This is a genomic window from Streptomyces sp. NPDC029292, from assembly GCF_055569295.1.
In genome coordinates this window covers 191,345-213,783 of sequence record NZ_JBVHXR010000012.1, presented here as the reverse complement: position 1 = coordinate 213,783, position 22,439 = coordinate 191,345, and the positions used below count along the sequence as shown (strand labels likewise).

Genomic DNA, 22,439 nt, shown 5'->3' with positions numbered 1-22,439 from the left:
ACGGTGCAGCTCGACGAACCGCACCCGTACGCCCCGTACGGCACCCCCGACGATCGAATGGAGACACGGCATGGCCACGCTGTTCAGATGGCATCGGTGGAAATCAGCCACCTTCATGGCCACCCTCGCCGCCGGCCTCGCGCTCGTGACCGGCGCAAGCGTGGCCCTCGCCAACGGCACGACCGACAGCACGCAGGATTCCACCTCGACTGTCGCCACCACCGTGAGCGGCACGTCCTCCGGTATCGCGCCGGCCATCTCCTGTTCCGGCATCACGGCCCTCGACCTGGCCGGCGCCGTCCCCGGCGTGCCCTTCGAGATCACCTCGGCCACGGAACTGGCCGCGAGCAGCAACACGCTCGGCAACTGGGCCGCCTGCGACGTGAAGGGCGTGATCGCCCCGCAGATCCACTTCGAGATCAAGCTGCCCGAGGCCGGCTGGCAGGCCAACTACCTCCAGGTCGGCTGTGGCGGCCTCTGCGGCAACACGAACGTGACCAGCGCCCCCGCCTCCACCGGCTGCGTCCCGCTGACCAGCGGTGAGTTCGCCGTCGCCTCCAGCGACGAGGGCCACTACCAGGGCGGCGGCCTGTTCTCCACCGACCCGACGCTGCGCGCGGACTTCGGCTACAAGTCCGACCACCAGCTCGCCCAGGCGGCCAAGGCCATCATCAAGCAGTACTACGGGCAGGCCGCCACCCACGCGTACTTCGACGGCTGCTCGCAGGGCGGTCACCAGGCCCTGACCGAGGCCCAGCGCTACCCGACCGACTTCGACGGCATCATCGCCGGAGCCCCGGCCAACAACTTCACCGCGCTGAACACGTTCTCGCACGCCTGGACCGCCCAGTCCGTGTACCTCAACGGCGGCCCGGCCACCATCACCAACGCCGACCTCGCGGACCTGCACAAGGCCGTGCTCAAGGGCTGCGACGCACCCGCGGACGGGATCATCGCCGACCCGCTGAGCTGCACCTGGGACCCGGCGACCATCAAGTGCGCGGCCGGACAGACGTCCACCTCCGCGGACTACTGCCTGACCGCCGACCAGGTCACCACCCTGCAGCGGATCTACGCCGGCCCGACCGACGAGAACGGCGAGCTGCTGTACCCGGGTTACCAGCTGCGCGGCTCCGAGCTGAACTGGGCCGGGATCATCACGCCGGCCACGGCCACCGCCAACTCCGGTGACATCAGCTTCGTCCGCGAGACCCTCCGCTACCAGATCTTCGACAGCCCGCAGCCGGCCCTGACGTACAAGGACGTCAAGTTCACCGCGGCCTACTACAAGAAGGTCATGCAGCCCAACGAGGGCATGTACGACGCCACCGACCCCGATCTCTCGGCGTTCAAGAAGGCCGGCGGCAAGCTGATCCTCTGGCACGGCCTGGGTGACCAGCACATCCCGGCCGTCGGCACCATGGCGTACTACAAGGCCGTGGAGAAGGTCATGGGCGGCGAGACGGCGACCAAGAGCTTCGCCCGCCTGTTCCTGCTCCCGGGCGTCGCGCACTGCGGCGGCGGCCAGGGTCCGGACACCTTCGACGCGCTGACCGCCATGACCGAGTGGGTCACCAAGGGTGACGCCCCGGCGAGCCTGACCACCAAGTCCGTGGACAGCACCGGGAAGACCACGGCCTCCCGCCCGGTCTACCCCTTCCCGTACTACGCCAAGAACACCACGGGCGGCTCGGCGGACGACGCGAGCAGCTACACCGCCGTCAAGTCCACCGCCGAGGCCAACCTGACGCTGAACTGGCTCGGTTCCTTCCGCTCCGGCTACGAGACGGTCGGCAACTGGGTCAAGGGCCAGTGGGTGGTCTCCAAGGGCAAGGTCTGACCTCCCGTCCCGACCACCCCAGGTGACAGTCCCGTGCGACAGGTCCATGTGACCTGACGCAGCAGGTGAGTTGAGACGACGATGCGGTCCCCGGTGTGTGCCGGGGGCCGCATCGTCGTGTCAGGCGGTCTCATCGGTCTCAGGCGGTACACAGGTTCGAGCGGGGGATGCCCCGCCCCCTGGACAACCAGTGAGGTTAGGCTAACCTACCTTCGAACTTGTCCGGCGGGCGCTCCCGCCCCGTGCCGAAAGCAGCCACACTCATGTCCAACGCCCGTGCCACCCACCTCACCCGTCGCGGCATCCTCGCCGCCGGCGGCGCCCTCGGCCTCGGTGCCGTCCTCGCCGCCTGCGGTGACGACAACGACACGAAAAACGGTGGTTCGGACTCCACGAAGGCCGCCGAGAAGTCCGGTCCCTGGACCTTCAAGGACGACCGCGGCACGACGGTGAAGCTGGACAAGACCCCGGCGAACATCGTCGCGTTCACCGGCGTCGCCGCCGCGCTGTACGACTACGGCATCGAGGTCAAGGGCGTCTTCGGCCCGACCACGACCAAGGACGGCAAGGCCGATGTGCAGGCCGGCGACATGGACGTCAGCAAGGTGACGGTCCTCGGCAACGAGTGGGGCCAGTTCAACATCGAGAAGTACGCGGCCCTCGCGCCCGACGTGCTGCTCTCCACGATGTTCGACGACGCGGGCACCCTCTGGTACGTCCCCGAGGAGTCCAAGGCCAAGATCGTCAAGCTCGCCCCGACCGTCGGCATCTCCGTCTACGACGTGCAGATGCCCAAGCCGCTGGAGCGCATGCTCGCGCTCGCCGAGTCGCTGGGCGCCGACGTGAAGTCCGCCAAGATCGTCGAGGCGAAGAAGAAGTTCGAGACGGCCGCCGAGCGGCTGCGCACGGCCGCCAAGGCCCGCCCCGAGATCAAGGTCCTCGCCGGCTCCGCGAGCCAGGACATCTTCTACGTCTCGGGCTCCAACCTCTCCATCGACCTGGAGTACTTCAAGGCGCTCGGCGTGAACATCGTCGAGCCCTCGGCCGGCGCCCTGAAGGCCAGCGGCGGCTGGTTCGAGAACCTGAGCTGGGAGAACGTCGACAAGTACCCGGCGGACATCATCATCATGGACGACCGCACCTCGACCATCCAGCCGGCCGACATCACCGAGGCCACCTGGAAGAAGCTGCCCGCCGTCAAGGCCGGCCAGGTCATCGCGCGTACGCCCGAGCCGATCCTGTCCTACGACAAGTGCACCCCGATCCTCGACAACCTCGCCGAGGCCATCGAGAACGCGAAGAAGGTCGCCTGACACCGCCCGCGCTGATTCCCTGACGACAACTCAGGAGCACTCATGACGACGGCCGTAGCCGCCCCGTTCCGTTTCTTCTCCCTCCAGGTCGTACGGACGAGGCGGCTCGGCCCGTCTCTGCTCCGGGTCACCTTCGCGGGCCCCGACCTGCGTGACTTCGCCTCCGACGGCCGCGATCAGAGCCTGTCGCTCTTCCTGCCGCATCCGGGCCAGACCGAGCCCGCAGTCCCCATCGAGCTGGGCGACGGCTGGTGGCAGGGCTGGCGCGAACTCCCCGACGACGTACGGGCGGTGATGCGCTCGTACACCCTGCGCGCCCTGCGGCGGAACCCCGACGAGATCGACATCGACTTCGCGCTGCACGGCGTGGAGCCTGAGGCCGGGACACCCGCCGGTCCCGCGTCCCGGTGGGCGTCCAGGGCCGCCGGCGGTGACCGCGTCCTGCTCCTCGGCCCGGCGATCGCGGACAACAGGGCGATCCGCTTCCGCCCGCCCGAGGACGCCGACCTGATCGTCATCTGGGGTGACGAGACAGCCGTACCCGCCGCCTCGGCCATCCTCGAATCGCTGCCGGCGGACGCCCGCGTCCGGGCCTGGCTCGAGGTCCATCACGCCGGTGACATCCAGGACTTGGTGACCGAGGCCGACGCCGAGATCACCTGGCTCGTACGGGACGAGGGGTCCCCCATGGCCCTCGATGCCATACGGGCCGCCCAACTCCCGCCCGCCGAACGCCCGTACGCCTGGATCGCGGGCGAATCCGGCTGCGTGAAGGAGCTGCGCCGCCATCTCGTGGGCGAGCGCGGGATCGACCGCAAGAGGGTCACGTTCGTGGGTTATTGGCGGCGCGGGCTGAGCGAGGAAGAGCTGCGCGAGCAGGAGTGACACAGGGCTGACGCGGAGCCGAGACAGGAGTGACCGCGGTCACGGGGAGGCGAGGTTTCGGGGTCGTTAAGTTAGGTTAGGCTTACCTAAGTTGAACGTCGGACTTCCCCTCTCCCCGTCCCGCTCGGACTCTCCCGCACGGAGGACCCCCACATGCGCTCGCACCTGCTCAATGACACGACCGCGGACCGGTACCGCCGTTCCGTGACCGAAGGAATAGAGCGGGTGGCGGCCAAACTCGCCACCACCGACCGTCCGTTCACCGGCGTCACGGTCGACGCCCTCGCTCCCCGCATCGAGCAGATCGACCTGGACCGCCCACTGCACGACACCACGGCGGTTCTGGACGAACTGGAAGAGGTCTACCTCCGGGACGCGATCTACTTCCACCACCCCCGCTACCTCGCCCACCTCAACTGCCCGGTCGTCATCCCGGCCGTGCTCGGCGAGGCGGTCCTCTCGGCCGTCAACTCCTCCCTGGACACCTGGGACCAGTCGGCCGGCGGCACCCTCATCGAGCGCAAGCTCATCGACTGGACCAATGAGCGGACAGGGCTCGGCCCGGCCGCCGACGGCGTGTTCACCAGCGGCGGCTCGCAGTCCAACCTCCAGGCGCTGCTGCTTGCCCGCGAGGAGGCCAAGTCCGACGACCTCGCCAAACTGCGTGTCTTCGCCTCCGAGGTCAGCCACTTCAGCGTCAAGAAGTCGGCGAAACTCCTCGGCCTGGGCGCGGACGCCGTCGTCTCGATCCCCGTCGACCACGACAAGCGCATGCAGACCGTCGCGCTCGCCCACGAGCTGGACCGCTGCAAGCGCGACGGCCTCGTCCCCATGGCCGTCGTCGCCACCGCGGGCACCACCGACTTCGGCTCCATCGACCCGCTGCCCGAAATCGCCGAACTGTGCGCCCAGTTCGGCGCCTGGATGCACGTGGACGCGGCCTACGGCTGCGGACTGCTGACCTCCCTGAAGAACCGGGACCGCATCGACGGCATCGAGCGCGCCGACTCGGTCACCGTCGACTACCACAAGTCCTTCTTCCAGCCGGTGAGTTCGTCCGCCGTGCTGGTCCGGGACGCGTCCACCCTGCGCCACGCCACGTACCACGCGGAGTACCTCAACCCGCGCCGCATGGTGCAGGAGCGCATCCCCAACCAGGTGGACAAGTCCCTCCAGACCACCCGGCGCTTCGACGCGCTCAAGCTGTGGATGACGCTGCGCGTGATGGGCGCGGACGGCATCGGCGAGCTCTTCGACGAGGTCTGCGACCTGGCGGCCGAGGGCTGGAAGCTGCTCGCCGCCGACCCGCGCTTCGACGTGGTCGTGGAGCCGTCCCTGTCCACCCTCGTTTTCCGCTACATCCCGGCCGCCGTCACCGACCCCGCCGAGATCGACCGCGCCAACCTGTATGCCCGCAAGGCCATTTTCGCCTCCGGCGACGCCGTCGTCGCGGGCACCAAGGTCGGCGGGCGCCACTACCTGAAGTTCACGTTGCTCAACCCCGAGACCACGACGGACGACATCGCCGCCGTACTCGGTCTGATCGCCGGCCATGCCGAGCAGTACCTGGGAGAGTCCCTTGACCGCGCTTCCTGAATCCCCCGCCAAGACATACGACTTCGTAGGGATCGGACTCGGCCCCTTCAACCTCGGTCTCGCCTGCCTCACCGAGCCGATCGCCGAACTGGACGGCGTCTTCCTGGAGTCGAAGCCCACCTTCGAGTGGCACTCCGGGATGTTCCTGGAGGGCGCGCACCTCCAGACCCCGTTCATGTCGGACCTGGTCACCCTCGCCGACCCCACCTCCCCGTACTCCTTCCTCAACTACCTGAAGGAATCGGGCCGTCTGTACTCGTTCTACATCCGCGAGAACTTCTACCCCCTGCGGGTCGAGTACGACGACTACTGCCGCTGGGCCGCGTCGAAACTCTCCAGCGTCCGCTTCAGCACGACGGTCGTGGAGGTGATGTACGACGAAGGGGCCGAGGTGTACGTCGTACGGACGCAGGCCGGTGAGGTGTTCCGCGCCCGGCACCTGGTCCTCGGCACGGGCACCCCGCCGTACATCCCGGAGGCCTGCGCGGGTCTCGGCGGCGACTTCATCCACAACTCCCGCTATGTGCACCACAAAGAGGAGTTGCAGCGCAAGGAGTCGATCACGCTGGTCGGCAGCGGCCAGTCCGCCGCCGAGATCTACTACGACCTGCTCAGCGAGATCGACGTCCACGGCTACCGGCTGAACTGGGTCACGCGCTCCCCGCGCTTCTTCCCGCTCGAGTACACCAAACTCACGCTGGAGATGACCTCCCCGGAGTACATCGACTACTTCCACGCGCTGCCCGAGCCGACCCGCTACCGCCTCCAGACGGAGCAGAAGGGCCTGTTCAAGGGCATCGACGGCGAGCTGATCGACGCGATCTTCGACCTGCTCTACCAGAAGAACATCGGCGGCCCGGTCCCGACCCGGCTGCTCACCAACTCCTCGCTGAACAGCGCGCGTCACGAGGACGGCACGTACACCCTGGGCCTGCGCCAGGAGGAGCAGGGCAAGGACTACGAGCTGCGCTCCCAGGGCCTGATCCTCGCCACCGGCTACAAGTACACCGAGCCCGAGTTCCTGAAGCCGGTCCGCGACCGGCTGCGCTACGACTCGCAGGGCAACTTCGACGTGGCCCGCAACTACGCCGTCGACACGACGGGACGTGGGGTCTTCCTGCAGAACGCGGGCGTCCACACGCACTCGATCACGTCCCCGGACCTCGGCATGGGCGCGTACCGCAACGCGTACATCATCCGAGAGCTGCTCGGCACCGAGTACTACCCGGTCGAAAAGACCATCGCGTTCCAGGAGTTCGCCATATGAGCACGATCACCGACATCGGTACGTTCACCATCCGCCCCCTCGACCCCACCGAGGACGCCGAGCTGCTGCACGGCTGGGTGACGCATCCCAAGGCCGCCTTCTGGATGATGCAGGACGCCAGACTCCAGGACGTCGAGCGCGAGTACATTGCGATCGCGGCCCACGAGCACCACGACGCGTTCCTGGGGCTGCTGGACGGTGAGCCCGTGTTCCTGATGGAGCAGTACGACCCCCGGTACGTCGAGCTGGTCGGCCTGTACCAGCCGGAGCCCGGCGATGTCGGCATGCACTTCCTGGTCGCGCCGACGAACACGCCCGTGCACGGCTTCACCCGGCAGGTGATCACCGCCGTCATGGAGCACCTGTTCGCGGACCCGGCGACCGCGCGGGTCGTGGTCGAGCCCGACGTACGCAACAAGGCGGTGCACGCCCTCAACGAAGCCGTCGGCTTCATACCCGAACGCGAGATCCAGAAGCCGGAGAAGAAGGCGTTGCTGAGCTTCTGCACTCGGGAGCAGTTCCAGAAGGCGGTGGCCGCATGACCCTCGCCGACACCGTCGCCCACCTCTCCCCCGAGCGCTGGGCCCGCGCCAACCGCCTGCTCATCCGCAAGGCGCTCGCCGAGTTCGCCCACGAGCGGCTGATCACTCCGGATCCGCAGGGCCAGGACCAGTACGTCGTCCGCAGCGACGACGGTCTCACCCGCTACCGCTTCACCGCCCGCCTCCACTCGCTCGACCACTGGCAGGTCGACGCCGAGTCGATCACCCGCCACCGGGACGGCAGCGAACTCCCACTCGCCGCCCTGGACTTCTTCATCGAGCTGAAGAAGTCGCTCGGCCTGAGCGACGAGGTCCTGCCCGTCTACCTGGAGGAGATCTCCTCCACCCTCTCGGGCACCTGCTACAAGCTCACCAAGCCGCAGATCCCGGTCGGCGAGCTGGTCCGCTCGGACTTCCAGGCCATCGAGACCGGCATGACCGAGGGCCACCCCTGCTTCGTCGCCAACAACGGGCGGCTCGGCTTCGGGGTGCACGAGTACCTCTCGTACGCCCCCGAGACCGCGAACCCGATCCGTCTGGTGTGGCTGGCCGCGCACCGCTCGCGGGCCGCGTTCACGGCGGGTGTGGGCATCGAGTACGAGTCGTTCGTGCGCGAGGAGCTGGGCGCGGAGACGGTCGAGCGGTTCGCCGGAACCCTCACGGACCAGGGCCTCGACCCCGACGACTACCTCCTCGTCCCCGTCCACCCCTGGCAGTGGTGGAACAAGCTCTCCGTGACCTTCGCCGCCGAGGTCGCCCAGCGGCACCTCGTCTGCCTCGGCGAGGGCGACGACGAGTACCTGGCGCAGCAGTCGATCCGGACGTTCTTCAACAAGAGCGCGCCGGAGAAGCACTACGTGAAGACGGCTCTCTCCGTCCTCAACATGGGCTTCATGCGCGGGCTTTCCGCCGCGTACATGGAGGCGACCCCGGCGATCAACGACTGGCTCGCCCAGCTCGTCGAGAACGACCCGGTGCTGAAGTCCACCGGCCTGTCGGTCATCCGCGAGCGGGCCGCCGTCGGCTACCGGCACCTGGAGTACGAGGCCGCCACCGACCGCTACTCGCCGTACCGCAAAATGCTCGCCGCCCTGTGGCGCGAGAGCCCGGTGCCCTCGCTCCAGGAGGGCGAGACCCTGGCGACGATGGCCTCCCTCGTGCACGTCGACCACGAGGGCGCGTCCTTCGCGGGCGCGCTGATCGAGCGGTCGGGCCTGAACCCCGTGGAGTGGCTGCGCCGCTACCTCCGGGCCTACTTCACGCCCCTGCTGCACAGCTTCTACGCGTACGACCTCGTCTACATGCCGCACGGCGAGAACGTCATCCTGGTTCTCAAGGACGGCGCCGTACAGCGCGCGATCTACAAGGACATCGCCGAGGAGATCGCCGTCATGGACCCGCAGGCGGTGCTGCCGCCCATGGTCGAGCGGATCCGCGTCGAGGTCCCCGAGGACAAGAAACTCCTGTCGATCTTCACGGACGTCTTCGACTGCTTCTTCCGCTTCCTGGCGGCGAACCTCGACACCGAGGGCATCCTCGACGAGGACGTCTTCTGGCGGACGGTCGCCGAGGCCGTGCGCGCGTACCAGGACACGACGCCCGAACTCGCCGACAAATTCCGGCAGTACGACATGTTCGCGCCGGAGTTCTCGCTGTCCTGTCTCAACCGTCTCCAGCTGCGCAACAACAAGCAGATGGTGGACCTCGCCGACCCGTCCGGAGCCCTCCAGCTCGTCGGCAGCCTGAAGAACCCGATCGCGGGTCTCTGACGCACGGCCCCTGCGCGGGGTCTGTGAAGCCGGGTGGGGCTCAGGAGACGGTCCTCCTGAGCCCCACCTCCGTACCTACGCGCTGGGCCAGGGAACCTGGGGCGACTTGTAGTAGCCGATCCCCAGTGCGTCCCAGCGCGGCCCCTGCGCCGCGAGCCGCACCTTGTACGTGTCCCAGTCGTGCGTCGAGGCGGGCGACCAGCCGAGCTCGGCCGCACCGGGCAGGCGCGGGAACGCCATGTAGTCGATGTGGGCGGAGTTCACGATCGTCTCCGTCCACAGCGGCGCCTCGACACCCCGGATCGCCGAACTCGGGGCGCCCGGAATGTAGTTGCCCGGGTCCCAGTCGTACGCCCGCTTCACTTCCACCAGGCCCGCCCAGTCTTGGCCCAGCGGGGTGTCCGCGGTGTACTTCATGTCAAGGTAGATCCGGTCGGCCGGCGACAGCACGAGACCGGTCCCGTTCTGCGCGGCCTTCGCGACCTGCGCCTTCTCCTCGGCACTGGTGTCGTCGAGCCCCCAGTACTGCGCGATGGCGCCCTTCGCCGGGGTCGCCCCGGTCAGCTGGTGCCAGCCGATCACCGTCTTGCCGTACTTGGCGACTAGAGGCTGCACCTTGTCCATGAAGGTCACGTAGTCGGCGTGGCTCGTGGAGTGCGCCTCGTCGCCGCCAATGTGGAGGTAGCGGCCCGGCGTGATCGCGGCCAGCTCCCTGATCACGTCGTCCACGAAGTCGTACGTCACCTGCTTCGACACGCACAGCGAGCTGAAGCCGACGTCCGTGCCGGTGTAGAGCGGCGGCGCGGTCCCGTCGCAGTTCAGCTGCGCATACGAGGCGAGCGCGGCGTTGGTGTGCCCCGGCATGTCGATCTCCGGGACGACCTCCAGATAGCGCGAGGCGGCGTACTGGACGATCTCCTTGTACTGGGCCTTGGTGTAGGAGCCGCCCTGCCCGCCGCCGACCTGCGTGGAGCCGCCGTACGTGGCGAGCCGCGGCCAGGAGTCGATGGCGATGCGCCAGCCCTGGTCGTCGCTCAGGTGCAGATGCAGCTTGTTGACCTTGTAGAGCGCCAACTCGTCGATGTAGCGCTTGACCTGGGCGACGGTGAAGAAGTGCCGGGAGACGTCGAGCATCGCGCCGCGGTAGCCGTAGCGCGGGATGTCCTTGATGGTGCCGCCGGCGACCAGCCAGGGGCCGGGCTGTGCGGAGTTCTTCTCGACGGAGGCCGGGAGGAGCTGGCGCAGGGTCTGGACGCCGTGGAAGAGCCCGGCCGGCTTGGCGGCCGTGACGGTGACTCCCGACGTGCCGCTGTCGAGGCGGTAGCCCTCGTCGCCCAGGCTCTTGGCGCCGAACCGGAGTTGGATGCCGCCGTCGCCGTGCGAGGTGACCGGCAGGCGGTATCCGGTGGAGGGCCGCAGGATGTCCGCGAGGTACTCGCCGACCCGGCGGGCCTCGCGCGAGTCGTCGACACGGATGCGGGTGTCACCGGTGATGCGGTACGAGGATCCGCTCGCGTGGACCGAGGCGGGGGCCGGGACCACCTGGCCGAGCGGCGTCGCGGTGCGACCGGCCGCCGAGGGTGCCGCGCCGACGACGGAGATACCGGCAGCCGCCACGAGCAGCAGCGTACCGAGAAGGCGGGGCGTTCTGTGCTGTCTCACATGCGCTCCCTTCGAATGGGTATAGACCACTCTCCCGCAGACCCGGTGAAACAATCCCCCTCATGGCGGAAATCATCCAGCGCGACGGCACCTGGACCTTCGACGGCGACGCCCTGCGACTGACACCGGGACGCGACAAGAACGTCAGCCTGCTCCGCAAGAACCTGGGTGAACTGACCGTCCCCCTGGGCGCGTTGGCGGGTGTCTCCTTCGAGAAGGGCAAGAAGACCGGACGGCTCAGGCTCCGGCTGCGCGACGGCGCCGACCCGCTCCTCCAGGCGACCGGCGGCAAGCTCGCGGAGCCGAACGACCCGTACCAGCTCACCGTCGAGTCCGACCGCTACGGAGTCGCCGAGTACGTCGTGGACGAGGTGCGCAACGCGCTGCTCCTGGACCAGGTGCCGTCCGACCCGGTCGACAGCTATCTGCTGCCGGGGCCCGCCGTGCCGCTGTCCGCCTCCGCCGGTGACGGCACGGCGAGCTTCGACGGCGAGCACGTACGCCTGGAGTGGAACTGGAAGACGGAGGACGCCAAGTCGGCCGCGGGCGCCCGCTCGCTCGCCCTGACGGACATCACGGCCGTCGAGTGGCACCCCGCGGTCGGCCTGGAGAACGGCTGTCTCCGCTTCACCGTGCGCGGCGCGGAGACCAAGGCCCCGCCGAAGTACGACCCCAACTCCGTGGAGCTGTGGGGCTTCAAGAAGGATCCGCTGATGGCGCTTGTCGCGGCGGCGGTGCAGGCGCGGTTGCCGCATCCGACGGCGCCGCCCGCCGTGACGGGCGTACCGTCGAAGGAGCTGCCAGCGTCCCCCGAGCCCCCCGCCGAGGCCGACCACGACGCCCTGCTGCGCCGCCTGCGGGAGCTCGGCGAGCTGCACCAGGCGGGCGTCCTGACGGACGAGGAGTTCACGCTGGCCAAGCAGGCGGTCCTCAAAAGGATGTGAGGACCGCCCGTCACCGGCGTGCCCCGCCTTCCGGGCACACCGGCGTACTCAGCGCACCCGGCGTGCCACCGTGAAACTGTCGATCTCCGCGCCCGTCTCGGCGATGCCCCGCACCTTCAGTGTGGCCAGGTGGCCCTTGGGCGCGGGTGTCACGTCGACGCGCAGGAACGAGTAGTTGAGGTAGCGCACCCGCGACCAGGCGACCGTCTCGTTCTGCTTGCCGTCCTTCGTGTTGATGAACGAGGCCACGGAGTCGACCTTGTTCTCGTGGCCCTCGTACGTCTCCGGGGCGGAGAACGCGTACAGGCTGCGGCCCGCCGCGCCGGCCGTCGCGTAGACGACTCCGTCCGTCTCCGGGTATGCGGTGCCGCCGATCGGCAGCTCCTTGGAGACCTTGTTGCCCTTGATGACGTCGGTGCGCTCGTACTGGTGGTTGTGGCCGTTGATCACCAGGTCGACGGTGTACTTCTCGAACAGCGGCACCCACTCCTGGCGCACGCCCCCCTCCGAGGCGTGCGCGGTCGAGGTGCAGTACGCGCAGTGGTGGAAGAAGATCACGACGAAGTCGATGCCGCTGGTGGCCCGGTACTTCTTGAGCCGGCTCTCCAGCCATTTCGTCTGCGTTCCACCGGAAATGCCCAGGTTCGCGGGGATCTCGAAGGACACGTCGTTGGCGTCCAGCGAGATGACCGCCGTGTTGCCGTGCACGAAGGAGTAGACGCCGGGCAGGTTCGCCTTGTCGGGCCCGTTCTCCGGGAGCTGCCAGCGGGCCTCCTCGCCGCCGTAGCCGTTGGGCGAGTACCAGGCCTCCATGTCGTGGTTGCCGTACGAGACCATCCACGGCACCTGCTTGGCGACCGACTCGGTCTGCGCGAGGAACTGGTCCCAGGTGCGCGAGTCGAATCCGGTGTCGGCGGTCTTGCCCGCGCCCGACGGGTCGGCGTACGCGATGTCGCCGGCGTGCAGGTGGAAGGCGGGGTTCTGGCCGAGCAGCAGGCTGTTGTTGGCGAGGCCGTGGTAGCCGACGCCCTCGTCACCGAAGGCCGTGAAGGTGAAGGGCTTGGCCTGCGCGGGCGCGGTGGTGAAGGTGCCGAGGGTGCCCGCGAGGTGCGCGGCCGCCGGGTCGAAGCCGTCGTGACCGACGCCGTAGTAGTAGGTCTTGCCCGGGCGCAGGTGGGTGAGCCGGGCGTGCAGGTAGTACTGCGTGTGGTCGCCGCTCGCGCCGACGCCGGCCGGGGTGTAGAGGGAGCGGACCTCGGCCTCGATCTTGCGGGAGAGGTCCCAGGGGCGGGCGCCGATGCGTATGTAGGGCTTGCTGACCGCGACCGGGACCTGCCAGGAGACGGTCATCTCGGTGCGGGGGTCGGCGCCGTAGGCGAGGTGCCGGGCGAAGGGGGCGACGAGTGCGCCGTCCACCTTCTCGGTGCTCGCGGCCGTCCGCTGGGCGGGAACCGCGGCCTGTGCGGTCGCGCCCGGCACGAAGGCGCCACCCGCGACGGCGCCCAGGGTCACGGCGCCGCCTCTGATCATGTTGCGCCGCGAGAACTTGGCGCGGAGATACTCGTGCTGCTCTGCCATGCTCATCCGCTCGGCGAGCTTCTCCGGTACGCCCATGCGTGGAGTGTCCATGGCTCCAGAAGTTGCTCCCAGCAATCGACGCGGCGCAAGACACAGGATGGACAGCTTGCAAACAGCCCCCCATAAGAGTTTCAACAGTCAGTTGCCCGAAATCGGGCAGGATTCTTGCGAATCGACTTCTCGTACTCCAGGATCAACGGGTGCACGACGAACTTGTTGATCATCTGACGCGATCCACGCCCCTGAACCGGGGCGAGGCGCTGCGGGTGATCCAGGACGTGCTCGCCTACTTCGACGAGACGACCGAGGAGTACGTCCGTCGCCGCCACCGCGAGCTCCAGGCCCAGGGTCTGGTCAACGCGACGATCTTCGAACGGATCGAGGCGGACCTGAAGTACCGCGCGGTCGCGCCGCCGGAGCTCACGCTCAGGCAGCTGCGCCGCATTGTCTACGGCTGAGGAACCTGACTTATATGTGCGGAATCGTCGGATATATCGGCAAGCGTGATGTCGCTCCGCTGCTGCTCGAAGGCCTCCAGCGCCTGGAGTACCGCGGCTACGACTCCGCGGGCATCGTGGTCACGACCCCCAAGTCGGCCGGCCTGAAGATGGTCAAGGCCAAGGGCCGGGTCCGTGACCTGGAGGCCAAGGTCCCGGCACGCTTCAAGGGCACCACCGGCATCGCCCACACCCGCTGGGCCACTCACGGCGCCCCCTCCGACGTGAACGCGCACCCCCACATGTCCGGGGACAACAAGGTCGCCGTCGTCCACAACGGCATCATCGACAACGCCTCCGACCTGCGCAAGAAGCTCGAGGCCGACGGCGTCGAGTTCCTCTCCGAGACCGACACCGAGGTCCTCACCCACCTGATCGCCCGCGCCCAGGCCGAGAAGCTCGAGGACAAGGTCCGCGAGGCCCTCCGGGTGATCGAGGGCACGTACGGCATCGCCGTGCTGCACGCCGACTTCCCCGACCGCATCGTGGTGGCCCGCAACGGCTCCCCGGTCGTCCTCGGCATCGGCGAGAAGGAGATGTTCGTCGCGTCCGACGTCGCCGCGCTGGTCACCCACACCCGGCAGATAGTGACCCTGGACGACGGCGAGATGGCCACCCTCAAGGCCGACGACTTCCGTACGTACACCACCGAGGGCACCCGGACGACGTCCGAGCCGACCACCGTGGAGTGGGAGGCCGAGTCGTACGACATGGGCGGCCACGACACGTACATGCACAAGGAGATCCACGAGCAGGCCGACGCCGTGGACCGCGTGCTGCGCGGCCGCATCGACGACCGGTTCTCCACCGTGCACCTCGGCGGCCTGAACCTGGACGCCCGCGAGGCGCGTGCCGTGCGCCGCGTGAAGATCCTCGGCTGCGGCACCTCGTACCACGCGGGCATGATCGGCGCCCAGATGATCGAGGAGCTGGCCCGCATCCCCGCGGACGCCGAGCCCGCCTCCGAGTTCCGCTACCGCAACGCGGTCGTCGACCCCGACACGCTGTACGTGGCCGTGTCCCAGTCCGGTGAGACCTACGACGTCCTCGCGGCCGTCCAGGAGCTGAAGAGGAAGGGCGCGCGGGTCCTTGGCGTGGTCAACGTCGTCGGCTCGGCGATCGCCCGTGAGGCGGACGGCGGCATGTACGTCCACGCGGGCCCCGAGGTCTGCGTCGTCTCGACGAAGTGCTTCACCAACACCACCGTCGCCTTCGCGCTGCTCGCGCTGCACCTCGGCCGCACGCGTGACCTCTCGGTCCGCGACGGCAAGCGGATCATCGAGGGTCTGCGCAAGCTCCCTTCCCAGATCTCCGAGATCCTGGAGCAGGAGGACGAGATCAAGAAGCTGGCCGCGGAGTACGCCGAGGCCCGCTCGATGCTCTTCATCGGCCGCGTCCGGGGCTACCCGGTGGCCCGCGAGGCCTCGCTGAAGCTCAAGGAGGTCTCGTACATCCACGCCGAGGCCTACCCGGCCTCCGAGCTCAAGCACGGCCCGCTGGCGCTCATCGAGCCCGCCCTGCCGACGGTCGCGATCGTCCCCGACGACGACCTCCTGGAGAAGAACCGCGCCGCCCTGGAGGAGATCAAGGCTCGCAGCGGCAAGATCCTCGCGGTCGCGCACCAGGAGCAGGAGAAGGCCGACCAGACGATCGTCGTCCCGAAGAACGAGGACGAGCTCGACCCGATCCTCATGGGCATCCCGCTGCAACTCCTCGCTTACCACACGGCGTTGGCACTGGGACGGGACATCGACAAGCCGCGCAACCTGGCGAAGTCGGTGACGGTGGAATAAGTCCTGCCGTACGGAGGGCAGTTGCCGTCACGTGAACATGAACGATCCCCTGCGTGCCCTCAAGCGCACAGGGGGGTCGCCCTTCAAGGGCAAAGGCCGGGGCCGCCCATTACCGTTCCTGAGCAGCGAGCAGGACTGAGTCCTCGCTCACCGGCACGCCCCGAACGGTCTTGGGCGCACTGGTCCTCCGCTTTCGCGTCCTGGTCGGCGACGCATATCCCGTATGCGGTCCGTTCCAGGTGGGCGGAATCCCTCACGACCTGGCCATGTGAGTGTGGCCAGAGGCGACGGGGAGGCCCCGAACCATCTCGCTGGTGGAGCGGGGGCCCCGACTGCTGACGCCACACCGGCGTCCCAGATCGCATGCATAACCTACGCACACCCCGCCAGGCAGGCATACAGATCGTCACACCATCCACTCGATCGTGCCGAGTTCGGCAATACGGCTTGCGTGACCAGCGAATTCGAGTCTTCACGAACGACCCCCTGCACGCGCCACCAAGCGCACAGGGGGTCGTTTTCTCAAGGGTCAGGGGCGCCCATCCCCCGACCCGCGCCTGCCTCAACCGGTGACCGTCACTCCCCGGCCGGCGGCGCGATCACTTCGGCGTGGCCGAAGTCGAGGGCCACCAGGGTGAGCCCAAGAGCGAGATGGCCGAGAGGCGGCGTAGCGCTTCCCGCGGAGACGTCATTGTCCACGGCGGGCTCCCTTCATGCATGTGCAGTTGTGCTGCGTGGTACCGGCCGTGCGGTTGGTCCGGCGACCGGTATGTACCCTTCACAAGGGCACAAACCACCTCTACGCGCGAGTAGATTTACGCCGCGCCACACGGGAGTCGACCGCACCCGTGTCTCATCCCACCTGGAACGACGGCCAGTTGACGGCCCGTTACGGAATGACGATGACCGGGCGCTGCGCGCGCTTCGCGAGCCTGCCGGCGACCGAGCCGAAGATGCGCCCGACGATGCCGTGCGTGGAGCCGACGACGATCGCGTCCGCCTCGTACTCCCGCCCCACCTCTTCGAGTTCGTGGCAGATGTCGCCGCCGCGCTCGACGAGGATCCACGGCACCTCGGCCAGATATTCGGCGCAGGCGAGTTCGAGTCCGAGCACCTCGGTGCGGTGGTCCGGCACGTCGACGAAGACCGGTGGCTCGCAGCCCGCCCACACCGTGGTGGGCAGCCTGTTGGCGACGTGCACGATGATCAGGCCCGAGCCGGAGCGGTGGGCCATGCCGATCGCGTAGGCGAGGGCACGCTCGCTGGACGTCGAGCCGTCGAAACCGACGACGACGCCGTGCTTGAAGGCGGGATCGCAGGACTGGCGGAGTTCTTCCGCCGCCAGGGGCTCGGCCGCCGTGGGATCGGCGAGCGGGCGCTTGCGGTCCGCGGGATCGAAGAATTCGTGACCGGCCATGGATATCTCGGCGTTTTGATCCTTGTGGGTGGGTCGACAACGTGCGGCAGAACAGTGCCCGGGCTGTCCGGGAATCATCTTCCCAACCCCATACCCCCAAGGGTACGGCGGCACGCCTCCTCTGCCCAGATCCCGCACGCGCTACGCGGCGTTCCCCGGAGCATGCATGAGAGGCGCCCGTAACGCAATGGTTGCTGCCCCGTACAGGCGGTTTGCACAGGGTTCACCCAGGTACGGGTCCCTCCGGTCCGCGCCGGAGCCCTCCGCGGCCCGCACGCTGCCGGCGGGGCAGTGACCGACCGGTCGAACACGCGTTGAACCGGTCAGCGATCGCCATGGGAGCACTGGAGTACTAGGGAGCACAGCGTGCCTGGACCCGAGACCGCGTCCCGCTCCTCCTCCGGAGCGCACTCCGCCCCGCCCCCCGTGCCGGACACCGCGAGCGAGGTGGTGCGCTGGGCGGCCTTCAGCTGTGTACTGGTCCCCGTGGTCCTCGTCTGGTACGGCACCTCGCTCGCCGGAGCGGCCGGAACAGCCCTGGGCCTGGCGGCCGTGACCGGGGTCTGCAGGATGCTGTTGAGACAGTCCGAGCGGGTCGCCGCGCGCCTGCGTGCGGAGGAGCGCTCCCCGCACCGCGCGCGGCACGGCAGAAGCGGCCCGCACGCTCCGACCGGCCCGCGCACCACGCCCGGCCCCCGCGGCAGAAGCGGCCCGCACGGTGTGACCGGCATGACCGGCGGGCACGGTCGGGGTGGTGCGGGGGCGCACAGAGGCGGTAGGCATAGTGACGGAAGCAAGCCGATCGACTGACCGGTTTGTGCGCACGCCTACGTTTCTTTTCAGCCAACTTCGGCCTACCGCACATCCCTTGCTCGAACGACCCCCCAACCCCAGTTCGACCTGCACTGAAAGGGGTAGGGGAGGCGCGCGCACCCTACGGGGATTGGCCACTGACACGAGGCGCACTTCCCTGCACGGCCCACGAGTGCAACGCTTCGTGATCGAATGCTTCACGCCAAGTTGCCATGTCGACATTCTGCCGAGTGCCGATCTGGTCACCTTGGTGCCACGGGACGCAGTAGATTCGATCTTGACTGTCGTACGGCGGGGGACTCGTGCAGGACCGAGGGGAAACGTGCAGGAGCGACACAACCGAGGAGCCGCGACCACCGAGGGGGGCTTAGCAGGATGAGCCACGACTCCACTGCCGCGCCGGAAGCCGCGGCCCGGAAACTTTCCGGGCGACGCCGCAAGGAGATCGTCGCGGTGCTGCTGTTCAGCGGCGGCCCCATCTTCGAAAGTTCCATACCGCTGTCGGTGTTCGGGATTGACCGCCAGGACGCCGGCGTGCCGCGCTACCGACTTCTGGTGTGCGCCGGAGAGGAAGGCCCGCTGCGGACCACAGGGGGCCTGGAACTCACCGCGCCACATGGCCTGGAGGCGATCGCGCGGGCAGGCACGGTCGTCGTGCCCGCCTGGCGGTCGATCACCTCGCCGCCACCGGAGGACGCGCTCGACGCGCTGCGCCGGGCACACGAAGAGGGCGCGCGCATAGTCGGGCTGTGCACCGGCGCCTTCGTGCTGGCCGCGGCCGGACTGCTGGACGGCCGACCGGCGACGACGCACTGGATGTACGCGCCGACGCTGGCCAAGCGCTATCCGTCCGTGCACGTCGATCCGCGCGAGCTGTTCGTCGACGACGGTGATGTGCTGACGTCGGCGGGTACCGCGGCCGGAATCGACCTCTGCCTCCACATCGTGCGCACGGATCACGGCAACGAGGCGGCCGGAGCACTGGCCCGCCGCCTTGTCGTGCCCCCGCGCCGCAGCGGCGGTCAGGAGCGCTACCTCGATCGATCTTTACCAGAGGAGATCGGCGCCGACCCCCTCGCGGAGGTCGTCGCCTGGGCGCTGGAGCACCTGCACGAGCAGTTCGACGTCGAGACGCTGGCGGCACGCGCGTACATGAGCCGCCGCACCTTCGACCGCCGCTTCCGCTCGCTGACGGGGAGCGCTCCCCTGCAGTGGCTGATCACTCAGCGCGTCCTGCAGGCGCAGCGACTGCTCGAGACCTCCGACTACTCGGTCGACGAGGTCGCGGGCCGCTGCGGCTTCCGCTCACCGGTCGCGCTGCGGGGTCACTTCCGGCGCCAGCTCGGCTCGTCGCCGGCCGCGTACCGGGCGGCGTACCGCGCCCGTCGTCCGCAGGCCGAGCGGCCGTCGGACACGGACGGCTCGGCGGGTTCCTCGGGACCACCACCCTCGCTGAACCCGGAGGGCGCGCTGCCGATGCAGACCCGCCGTACCGCGGCCGCCGGCGCTCTGGGCCCGGCAGCGTCGTCCGCGTCGCTGCCCACGGACCCGGGCAAGCACGGCCCGGACCTGTACGCGGCGGGACGGCCGAGCCTGCCGGGACAGCGCAGCGCGCCGTAGCGCTCCGCAGTACGCCGTAGTACGCCCGGTACGACGGATCGAGGGCCCGCGCCTTTGGGTGCGGGCCCTCGCCCGTGCGCACGGGAGGTCCGCCCGGCCTGAGCGGGCCGTAGGGTGAGACACATGAACGATCGCATGGTGTGGATCGACTGCGAGATGACCGGGCTCTCGCTGTCGGAAGACGCGCTCATCGAGGTGGCCGCGCTGGTCACCGACTCGGAGCTGAACGTGCTCGGCGAAGGCGTGGACATCGTGATCCGCCCGCCGGACGCGGCGCTGGAGACGATGCCCGAGGTGGTGCGCACGATGCACACCGCGTCCGGCCTCCTCGACGAGCTGGCCGCGGGCACGACCCTGGCGGACGCCGAGGAGCAGGTCCTGTCCTACGTGCGTGAGCACGTCAAGGAGCCGGGCAAGGCCCCGCTGTGCGGAAACTCGGTCGGCACGGACCGCGGCTTCCTGCTCCGGGACATGCCCACCCTTGAGGACTACCTCCACTACCGCATCGTGGACGTCTCCTCCGTCAAGGAGCTGGCCCGCCGCTGGTATCCCCGGGCGTACTTCAACAGCCCGGAGAAGAACGGCAACCACCGCGCCCTCGCCGACATCCGCGAATCCATCGCCGAGCTCCGCTACTACCGCGAGGCGATCTTCGTCCCGCAGCCCGGCCCCGACTCGGACACCGCCCGCACCATCGCGGCCAAGTACGTCCTGCCCGCCGAATAGGCCTTTGACGGGGCCCTGATGGGCCCCCGTAAAAGCCGGGCGCGAGCACCCCTTCGGACCCTGTACACTTTTTCTCGGCCGGTCAGGGAAACCAAGACCGGACATGGTGGGTGTAGCTCAGCTGGTAGAGCACCTGGTTGTGGTCCAGGATGCCGCGGGTTCAAGTCCCGTCACTCACCCTGAGTAATCAGCCGGTGGCCTGTTCGAACAGGTCACCGGCTGATTGCGTTCCGGGCCACCGCAGGGGCACCCGAGTCCCGGTCCCGGGCCCGGTCCCGAGACATAGGCTCACGCGATGACCGAGCCCCACGTGACCGCCGGCACCATCCGCACCGCCTGCCTCGACCTCCTCCCCCTGCGCGTCGAGCACGCCGAGGAGATGGCCGAGGTACTGGCCGACCCGGCGCTGCACACGTTCATCGGCGGCACCCCCGCCACCCCGGAAGCCCTGCGCTCACGCTACGAACGCCTGGTCGCGGGCTCCCCCGACCCGGACGTCTGCTGGCACAACTGGGTGCTCCGGCTCCGTGCGGGCGACTGCCTGGTGGGCACGGTTCAGGCGACGGTCGCGGGGGATGTCGCGGAGATCGCCTGGATGGTGGGCACGGCCTGGCAAGGGCAGGGGTTCGCCGTGGAGGCAGCGCGGGCACTGGTCGGCCGGCTGGGCGAGGAGCCACGTGTCCGCACGGTCGTCGCCCACGTCCACCCGGACCACCGCGCGTCCGCGGCCGTCGCCGCAGCGGCGGGGCTGACCCCGACCGGGACGTTCCATGACGGCGAAGTCCGGTGGGAACTGCCGATACAGGCGTGACCTCACACGCCCTGACGCGCATGGGCCGCACGCCACGCGTCGGCGAAACGGTGGACGTTCTCGAAGCGGTCGTCGGGATCGGCGCGGGTGGCGCGGACGATCACCGCCTGCTGGGCCGGGGTGCCCCGCCAGGCGCGTTCCTCGTCGCCCGCGTCCAGGAGCAGCCGGGCGGTGCGGCCCAGGGTGAACACGGTCGTACGGGTGTCGATGACCGACCCGCGTACGAACTCCTCGGGGGCCATGAACCGCCGGGAGCCCGGCAGGCGTTCCTCCTCGACCACGAACGGGCCCGGCCGGTACTCGTCGAGGTCGACCAGGTGCGCCACGTCGGCGGCGAAGTCGTACAGCAGCGCGCCGTCGTAGAAGTCGACCGCCACATGGCCGGCGGCCTCCACCGCGAGATGGGCGTCCAGGACCCGTTCGAAGGCGCGGAGCACCCGGGTGGCGGGCAGGGCACGGAAGCGGGCCATCGGGCTGCCAGGAGTCGTACGGTCCCGGTGGCCGCGCGCGGTGGGGTGGTACAGCACCTCGCCGTCCCGCCAGGGCATCACCACCGCCCAGCCGCCGCCCCGTACGGCGATCCGGTGGACCTGCGGAACGATGGCCCGGTGCCGTACAGCCCGGTGGAACGCCCAGCCGCGTTCGAGCGACCGCCGTGCGCAGTCGGTGACGGACTCCTTGACGAACCACCGCGCCCCGTCGAGCAGCCGCACCCCGTACGACACGCACCCCGAGTCCTGCTCGCGGAACGCCCTGAACACCTCACCGACCCGGCCCAGGTGCGGCTCCACGGCGAGGACTTCGTCAACTCCCAGCAAGGGGTGCAGGACCATGCCGTCAGCCTGCCTCATTAGGCTGCCGCCATGTGGAGAGAAGCGGCGGAACGAGCTTGCGCCGAAGCCGAGTTCACGCTCCCTGTCGACGCGGCCGCACTGGCCGCGGCGGAGCGGCGGCTGGGGTGCGGGCTGCCCGCCGGGCTCGCCGGGCTGTTGCGGGAGACCGACGGTGTCGTGGGACTCGACGGGACGGACACGGTCTGGCCCCTGGAGCGGATCGTCGAGGAGAATCTGTTCTTCCGGTCGGACCCGGAGTTCGCCGGGCTGTACATGCCCTTCGAGCCGCTGCTCTTCTTCGGGGACAACGGGGGCGGTGACCGGTTCGCGTTCGTCCGGACACCCCCGCGCGACGACATCTTCGTATGGGATCACGAGGACGACAGCCGCCGGTGGGCCGCCCGGGACCTGCGGGACTACCTCGGGCGGGCACTCGGCAGCGACGGGGAGGACTGGTACCGGTAGGCGACCGCCACCCGGTTGACGTCACGCGGACACCCCCCGCGCGACGACATCCGTGTCACCCCGCCCGC

The 22,439-nt window shown here is 69.0% G+C and carries 20 protein-coding genes and 1 tRNA gene; 16 read left to right on the top strand and 5 right to left on the bottom strand.

Annotated features, from left to right (window positions below; translation table 11 throughout):
* Window positions 1-70 precede the first annotated feature (70 nt).
* The 7 genes from ACZ4WS_RS26090 to ACZ4WS_RS26060 all read left to right on the top strand — a co-directional run bounded on the left by ACZ4WS_RS26090 (window position 71) and on the right by ACZ4WS_RS26060 (window position 9,212).
* The gene (locus tag ACZ4WS_RS26090; RefSeq protein ID WP_467983862.1) at window positions 71-1,840 is read left to right on the top strand and encodes a tannase/feruloyl esterase family alpha/beta hydrolase; all 1,770 of its coding nucleotides are present in this window, start codon (window positions 71-73) and stop codon (window positions 1,838-1,840) included.
* 263 nt (window positions 1,841-2,103) lie between these two features.
* Entirely contained in the window at window positions 2,104-3,153 is a 1,050-nt protein-coding gene (locus ACZ4WS_RS26085; protein WP_467983860.1) for an ABC transporter substrate-binding protein, read from the top strand.
* A 42-nt stretch (window positions 3,154-3,195) separates the two neighbouring features.
* On the top strand, window positions 3,196-4,038 hold the full coding sequence (locus ACZ4WS_RS26080) for a siderophore-interacting protein (RefSeq protein ID WP_467983858.1): 843 nt from the start codon (window positions 3,196-3,198) through the stop codon (window positions 4,036-4,038).
* Between the two features lie 153 nt (window positions 4,039-4,191).
* Window positions 4,192-5,634, top strand: a complete 1,443-nt coding sequence (desA, locus tag ACZ4WS_RS26075) for a lysine decarboxylase DesA (RefSeq protein ID WP_467983856.1) — start codon at window positions 4,192-4,194, stop codon at window positions 5,632-5,634.
* Window positions 5,618-6,901 (top strand): lysine N(6)-hydroxylase/L-ornithine N(5)-oxygenase family protein, encoded by a 1,284-nt coding sequence (locus tag ACZ4WS_RS26070; RefSeq protein WP_467983854.1) that lies wholly within the window; start codon window positions 5,618-5,620, stop codon window positions 6,899-6,901. The genes desA and ACZ4WS_RS26070 overlap by 17 nt, the downstream gene beginning before the upstream one ends.
* On the top strand, window positions 6,898-7,443 hold the full coding sequence (locus ACZ4WS_RS26065; protein ID WP_467983853.1) for a GNAT family N-acetyltransferase: 546 nt from the start codon (window positions 6,898-6,900) through the stop codon (window positions 7,441-7,443). The genes ACZ4WS_RS26070 and ACZ4WS_RS26065 overlap by 4 nt, the downstream gene beginning before the upstream one ends.
* Window positions 7,440-9,212: an IucA/IucC family protein gene (locus ACZ4WS_RS26060; protein WP_467983851.1), complete on the top strand. Its 1,773-nt coding sequence runs from the start codon at window positions 7,440-7,442 to the stop codon at window positions 9,210-9,212. The genes ACZ4WS_RS26065 and ACZ4WS_RS26060 overlap by 4 nt, the downstream gene beginning before the upstream one ends.
* Window positions 9,213-9,287: 75 nt before the next feature.
* Here ACZ4WS_RS26060 and ACZ4WS_RS26055 read toward each other — a convergent pair whose 3' ends face one another.
* Complete coding sequence (locus ACZ4WS_RS26055) at window positions 9,288-10,874, bottom strand: beta-N-acetylhexosaminidase (RefSeq protein WP_467983849.1); 1,587 nt, start codon at window positions 10,872-10,874, stop codon at window positions 9,288-9,290.
* Between the two features lie 62 nt (window positions 10,875-10,936).
* Between ACZ4WS_RS26055 and ACZ4WS_RS26050 the strand changes: the two genes are divergently transcribed.
* A complete protein-coding gene (locus ACZ4WS_RS26050; protein ID WP_467983847.1) occupies window positions 10,937-11,818 on the top strand; it encodes a DUF4429 domain-containing protein in 882 nt (293 codons plus the stop codon).
* Window positions 11,819-11,866: 48 nt separating this feature from the next.
* On the opposite strand, the gene ACZ4WS_RS26045 is transcribed toward ACZ4WS_RS26050, so the two are convergent.
* Complete coding sequence (locus tag ACZ4WS_RS26045; RefSeq protein WP_467984027.1) at window positions 11,867-13,432, bottom strand: purple acid phosphatase family protein; 1,566 nt, start codon at window positions 13,430-13,432, stop codon at window positions 11,867-11,869.
* Window positions 13,433-13,596: 164 nt separating this feature from the next.
* Here ACZ4WS_RS26045 and ACZ4WS_RS26040 point away from each other — a divergent pair, with 164 nt between their 5' ends.
* Entirely contained in the window at window positions 13,597-13,854 is a 258-nt protein-coding gene (locus ACZ4WS_RS26040; RefSeq protein WP_010986670.1) for a hypothetical protein, read from the top strand.
* 14 nt (window positions 13,855-13,868) lie between these two features.
* Window positions 13,869-15,686 (top strand): glutamine--fructose-6-phosphate transaminase (isomerizing), encoded by a 1,818-nt coding sequence (glmS, locus tag ACZ4WS_RS26035; RefSeq protein WP_467983844.1) that lies wholly within the window; start codon window positions 13,869-13,871, stop codon window positions 15,684-15,686.
* A 576-nt stretch (window positions 15,687-16,262) separates the two neighbouring features.
* On the opposite strand, the gene ACZ4WS_RS26030 is transcribed toward glmS, so the two are convergent.
* Entirely contained in the window at window positions 16,263-16,385 is a 123-nt protein-coding gene (locus tag ACZ4WS_RS26030; protein ID WP_467983842.1) for a hypothetical protein, read from the bottom strand.
* A gap of 190 nt (window positions 16,386-16,575) precedes the next feature.
* Entirely contained in the window at window positions 16,576-17,103 is a 528-nt protein-coding gene (locus ACZ4WS_RS26025) for a universal stress protein (RefSeq protein ID WP_467983840.1), read from the bottom strand.
* Window positions 17,104-17,469: 366 nt separating this feature from the next.
* Here ACZ4WS_RS26025 and ACZ4WS_RS26020 point away from each other — a divergent pair, with 366 nt between their 5' ends.
* The 5 genes from ACZ4WS_RS26020 to ACZ4WS_RS26000 all read left to right on the top strand — a co-directional run bounded on the left by ACZ4WS_RS26020 (window position 17,470) and on the right by ACZ4WS_RS26000 (window position 21,073).
* Window positions 17,470-17,913, top strand: coding sequence for a hypothetical protein (locus ACZ4WS_RS26020; RefSeq protein WP_467983838.1), 444 nt, complete (start codon window positions 17,470-17,472; stop codon window positions 17,911-17,913).
* A 378-nt stretch (window positions 17,914-18,291) separates the two neighbouring features.
* Entirely contained in the window at window positions 18,292-19,536 is a 1,245-nt protein-coding gene (locus ACZ4WS_RS26015) for a helix-turn-helix domain-containing protein (protein WP_467983836.1), read from the top strand.
* Between the two features lie 123 nt (window positions 19,537-19,659).
* Window positions 19,660-20,262 carry an oligoribonuclease gene (orn, locus tag ACZ4WS_RS26010; RefSeq protein ID WP_467983834.1) on the top strand — a complete coding sequence of 201 codons (603 nt, stop codon included), beginning with the start codon at window positions 19,660-19,662 and terminating at the stop codon, window positions 20,260-20,262.
* Between the two features lie 106 nt (window positions 20,263-20,368).
* Window positions 20,369-20,441 (top strand) — tRNA-His (locus ACZ4WS_RS26005).
* 116 nt (window positions 20,442-20,557) lie between these two features.
* Window positions 20,558-21,073 (top strand): GNAT family N-acetyltransferase, encoded by a 516-nt coding sequence (locus ACZ4WS_RS26000; protein ID WP_467983832.1) that lies wholly within the window; start codon window positions 20,558-20,560, stop codon window positions 21,071-21,073.
* Between the two features lie 2 nt (window positions 21,074-21,075).
* On the opposite strand, the gene ACZ4WS_RS25995 is transcribed toward ACZ4WS_RS26000, so the two are convergent.
* On the bottom strand, window positions 21,076-21,906 hold the full coding sequence (locus ACZ4WS_RS25995) for a serine/threonine-protein kinase (protein WP_467983830.1): 831 nt from the start codon (window positions 21,904-21,906) through the stop codon (window positions 21,076-21,078).
* Window positions 21,907-21,936: 30 nt separating this feature from the next.
* Between ACZ4WS_RS25995 and ACZ4WS_RS25990 the strand changes: the two genes are divergently transcribed.
* Window positions 21,937-22,371, top strand: coding sequence for an SMI1/KNR4 family protein (locus tag ACZ4WS_RS25990; RefSeq protein ID WP_467983829.1), 435 nt, complete (start codon window positions 21,937-21,939; stop codon window positions 22,369-22,371).
* Window positions 22,372-22,439: the final 68 nt, after the last annotated feature.

Bases quoted from the DNA above. Each gene is read 5' to 3' on its own strand.
- ACZ4WS_RS26090 (WP_467983862.1), top strand. From the start codon at position 71: ATGGCCACGCTGTTCAGATGGCATCGGTGGAAATCAGCCACCTTCATG.
- ACZ4WS_RS26085 (WP_467983860.1), top strand. From the start codon at position 2,104: ATGTCCAACGCCCGTGCCACCCACCTCACCCGTCGCGGCATCCTCGCC.
- ACZ4WS_RS26080 (WP_467983858.1), top strand. From the start codon at position 3,196: ATGACGACGGCCGTAGCCGCCCCGTTCCGTTTCTTCTCCCTCCAGGTC.
- desA (WP_467983856.1), top strand. From the start codon at position 4,192: ATGCGCTCGCACCTGCTCAATGACACGACCGCGGACCGGTACCGCCGT.
- ACZ4WS_RS26065 (WP_467983853.1), top strand. From the start codon at position 6,898: ATGAGCACGATCACCGACATCGGTACGTTCACCATCCGCCCCCTCGAC.
- ACZ4WS_RS26060 (WP_467983851.1), top strand. From the start codon at position 7,440: ATGACCCTCGCCGACACCGTCGCCCACCTCTCCCCCGAGCGCTGGGCC.
- ACZ4WS_RS26050 (WP_467983847.1), top strand. From the start codon at position 10,937: ATGGCGGAAATCATCCAGCGCGACGGCACCTGGACCTTCGACGGCGAC.
- ACZ4WS_RS26045 (WP_467984027.1), bottom strand. From the start codon at position 13,432: ATGGGCGTACCGGAGAAGCTCGCCGAGCGGATGAGCATGGCAGAGCAG.
- glmS (WP_467983844.1), top strand. From the start codon at position 13,869: ATGTGCGGAATCGTCGGATATATCGGCAAGCGTGATGTCGCTCCGCTG.
- ACZ4WS_RS26025 (WP_467983840.1), bottom strand. From the start codon at position 17,103: ATGGCCGGTCACGAATTCTTCGATCCCGCGGACCGCAAGCGCCCGCTC.
- ACZ4WS_RS26015 (WP_467983836.1), top strand. From the start codon at position 18,292: ATGAGCCACGACTCCACTGCCGCGCCGGAAGCCGCGGCCCGGAAACTT.
- orn (WP_467983834.1), top strand. From the start codon at position 19,660: ATGAACGATCGCATGGTGTGGATCGACTGCGAGATGACCGGGCTCTCG.
- ACZ4WS_RS26000 (WP_467983832.1), top strand. From the start codon at position 20,558: ATGACCGAGCCCCACGTGACCGCCGGCACCATCCGCACCGCCTGCCTC.
- ACZ4WS_RS25995 (WP_467983830.1), bottom strand. From the start codon at position 21,906: ATGGTCCTGCACCCCTTGCTGGGAGTTGACGAAGTCCTCGCCGTGGAG.
- ACZ4WS_RS25990 (WP_467983829.1), top strand. From the start codon at position 21,937: ATGTGGAGAGAAGCGGCGGAACGAGCTTGCGCCGAAGCCGAGTTCACG.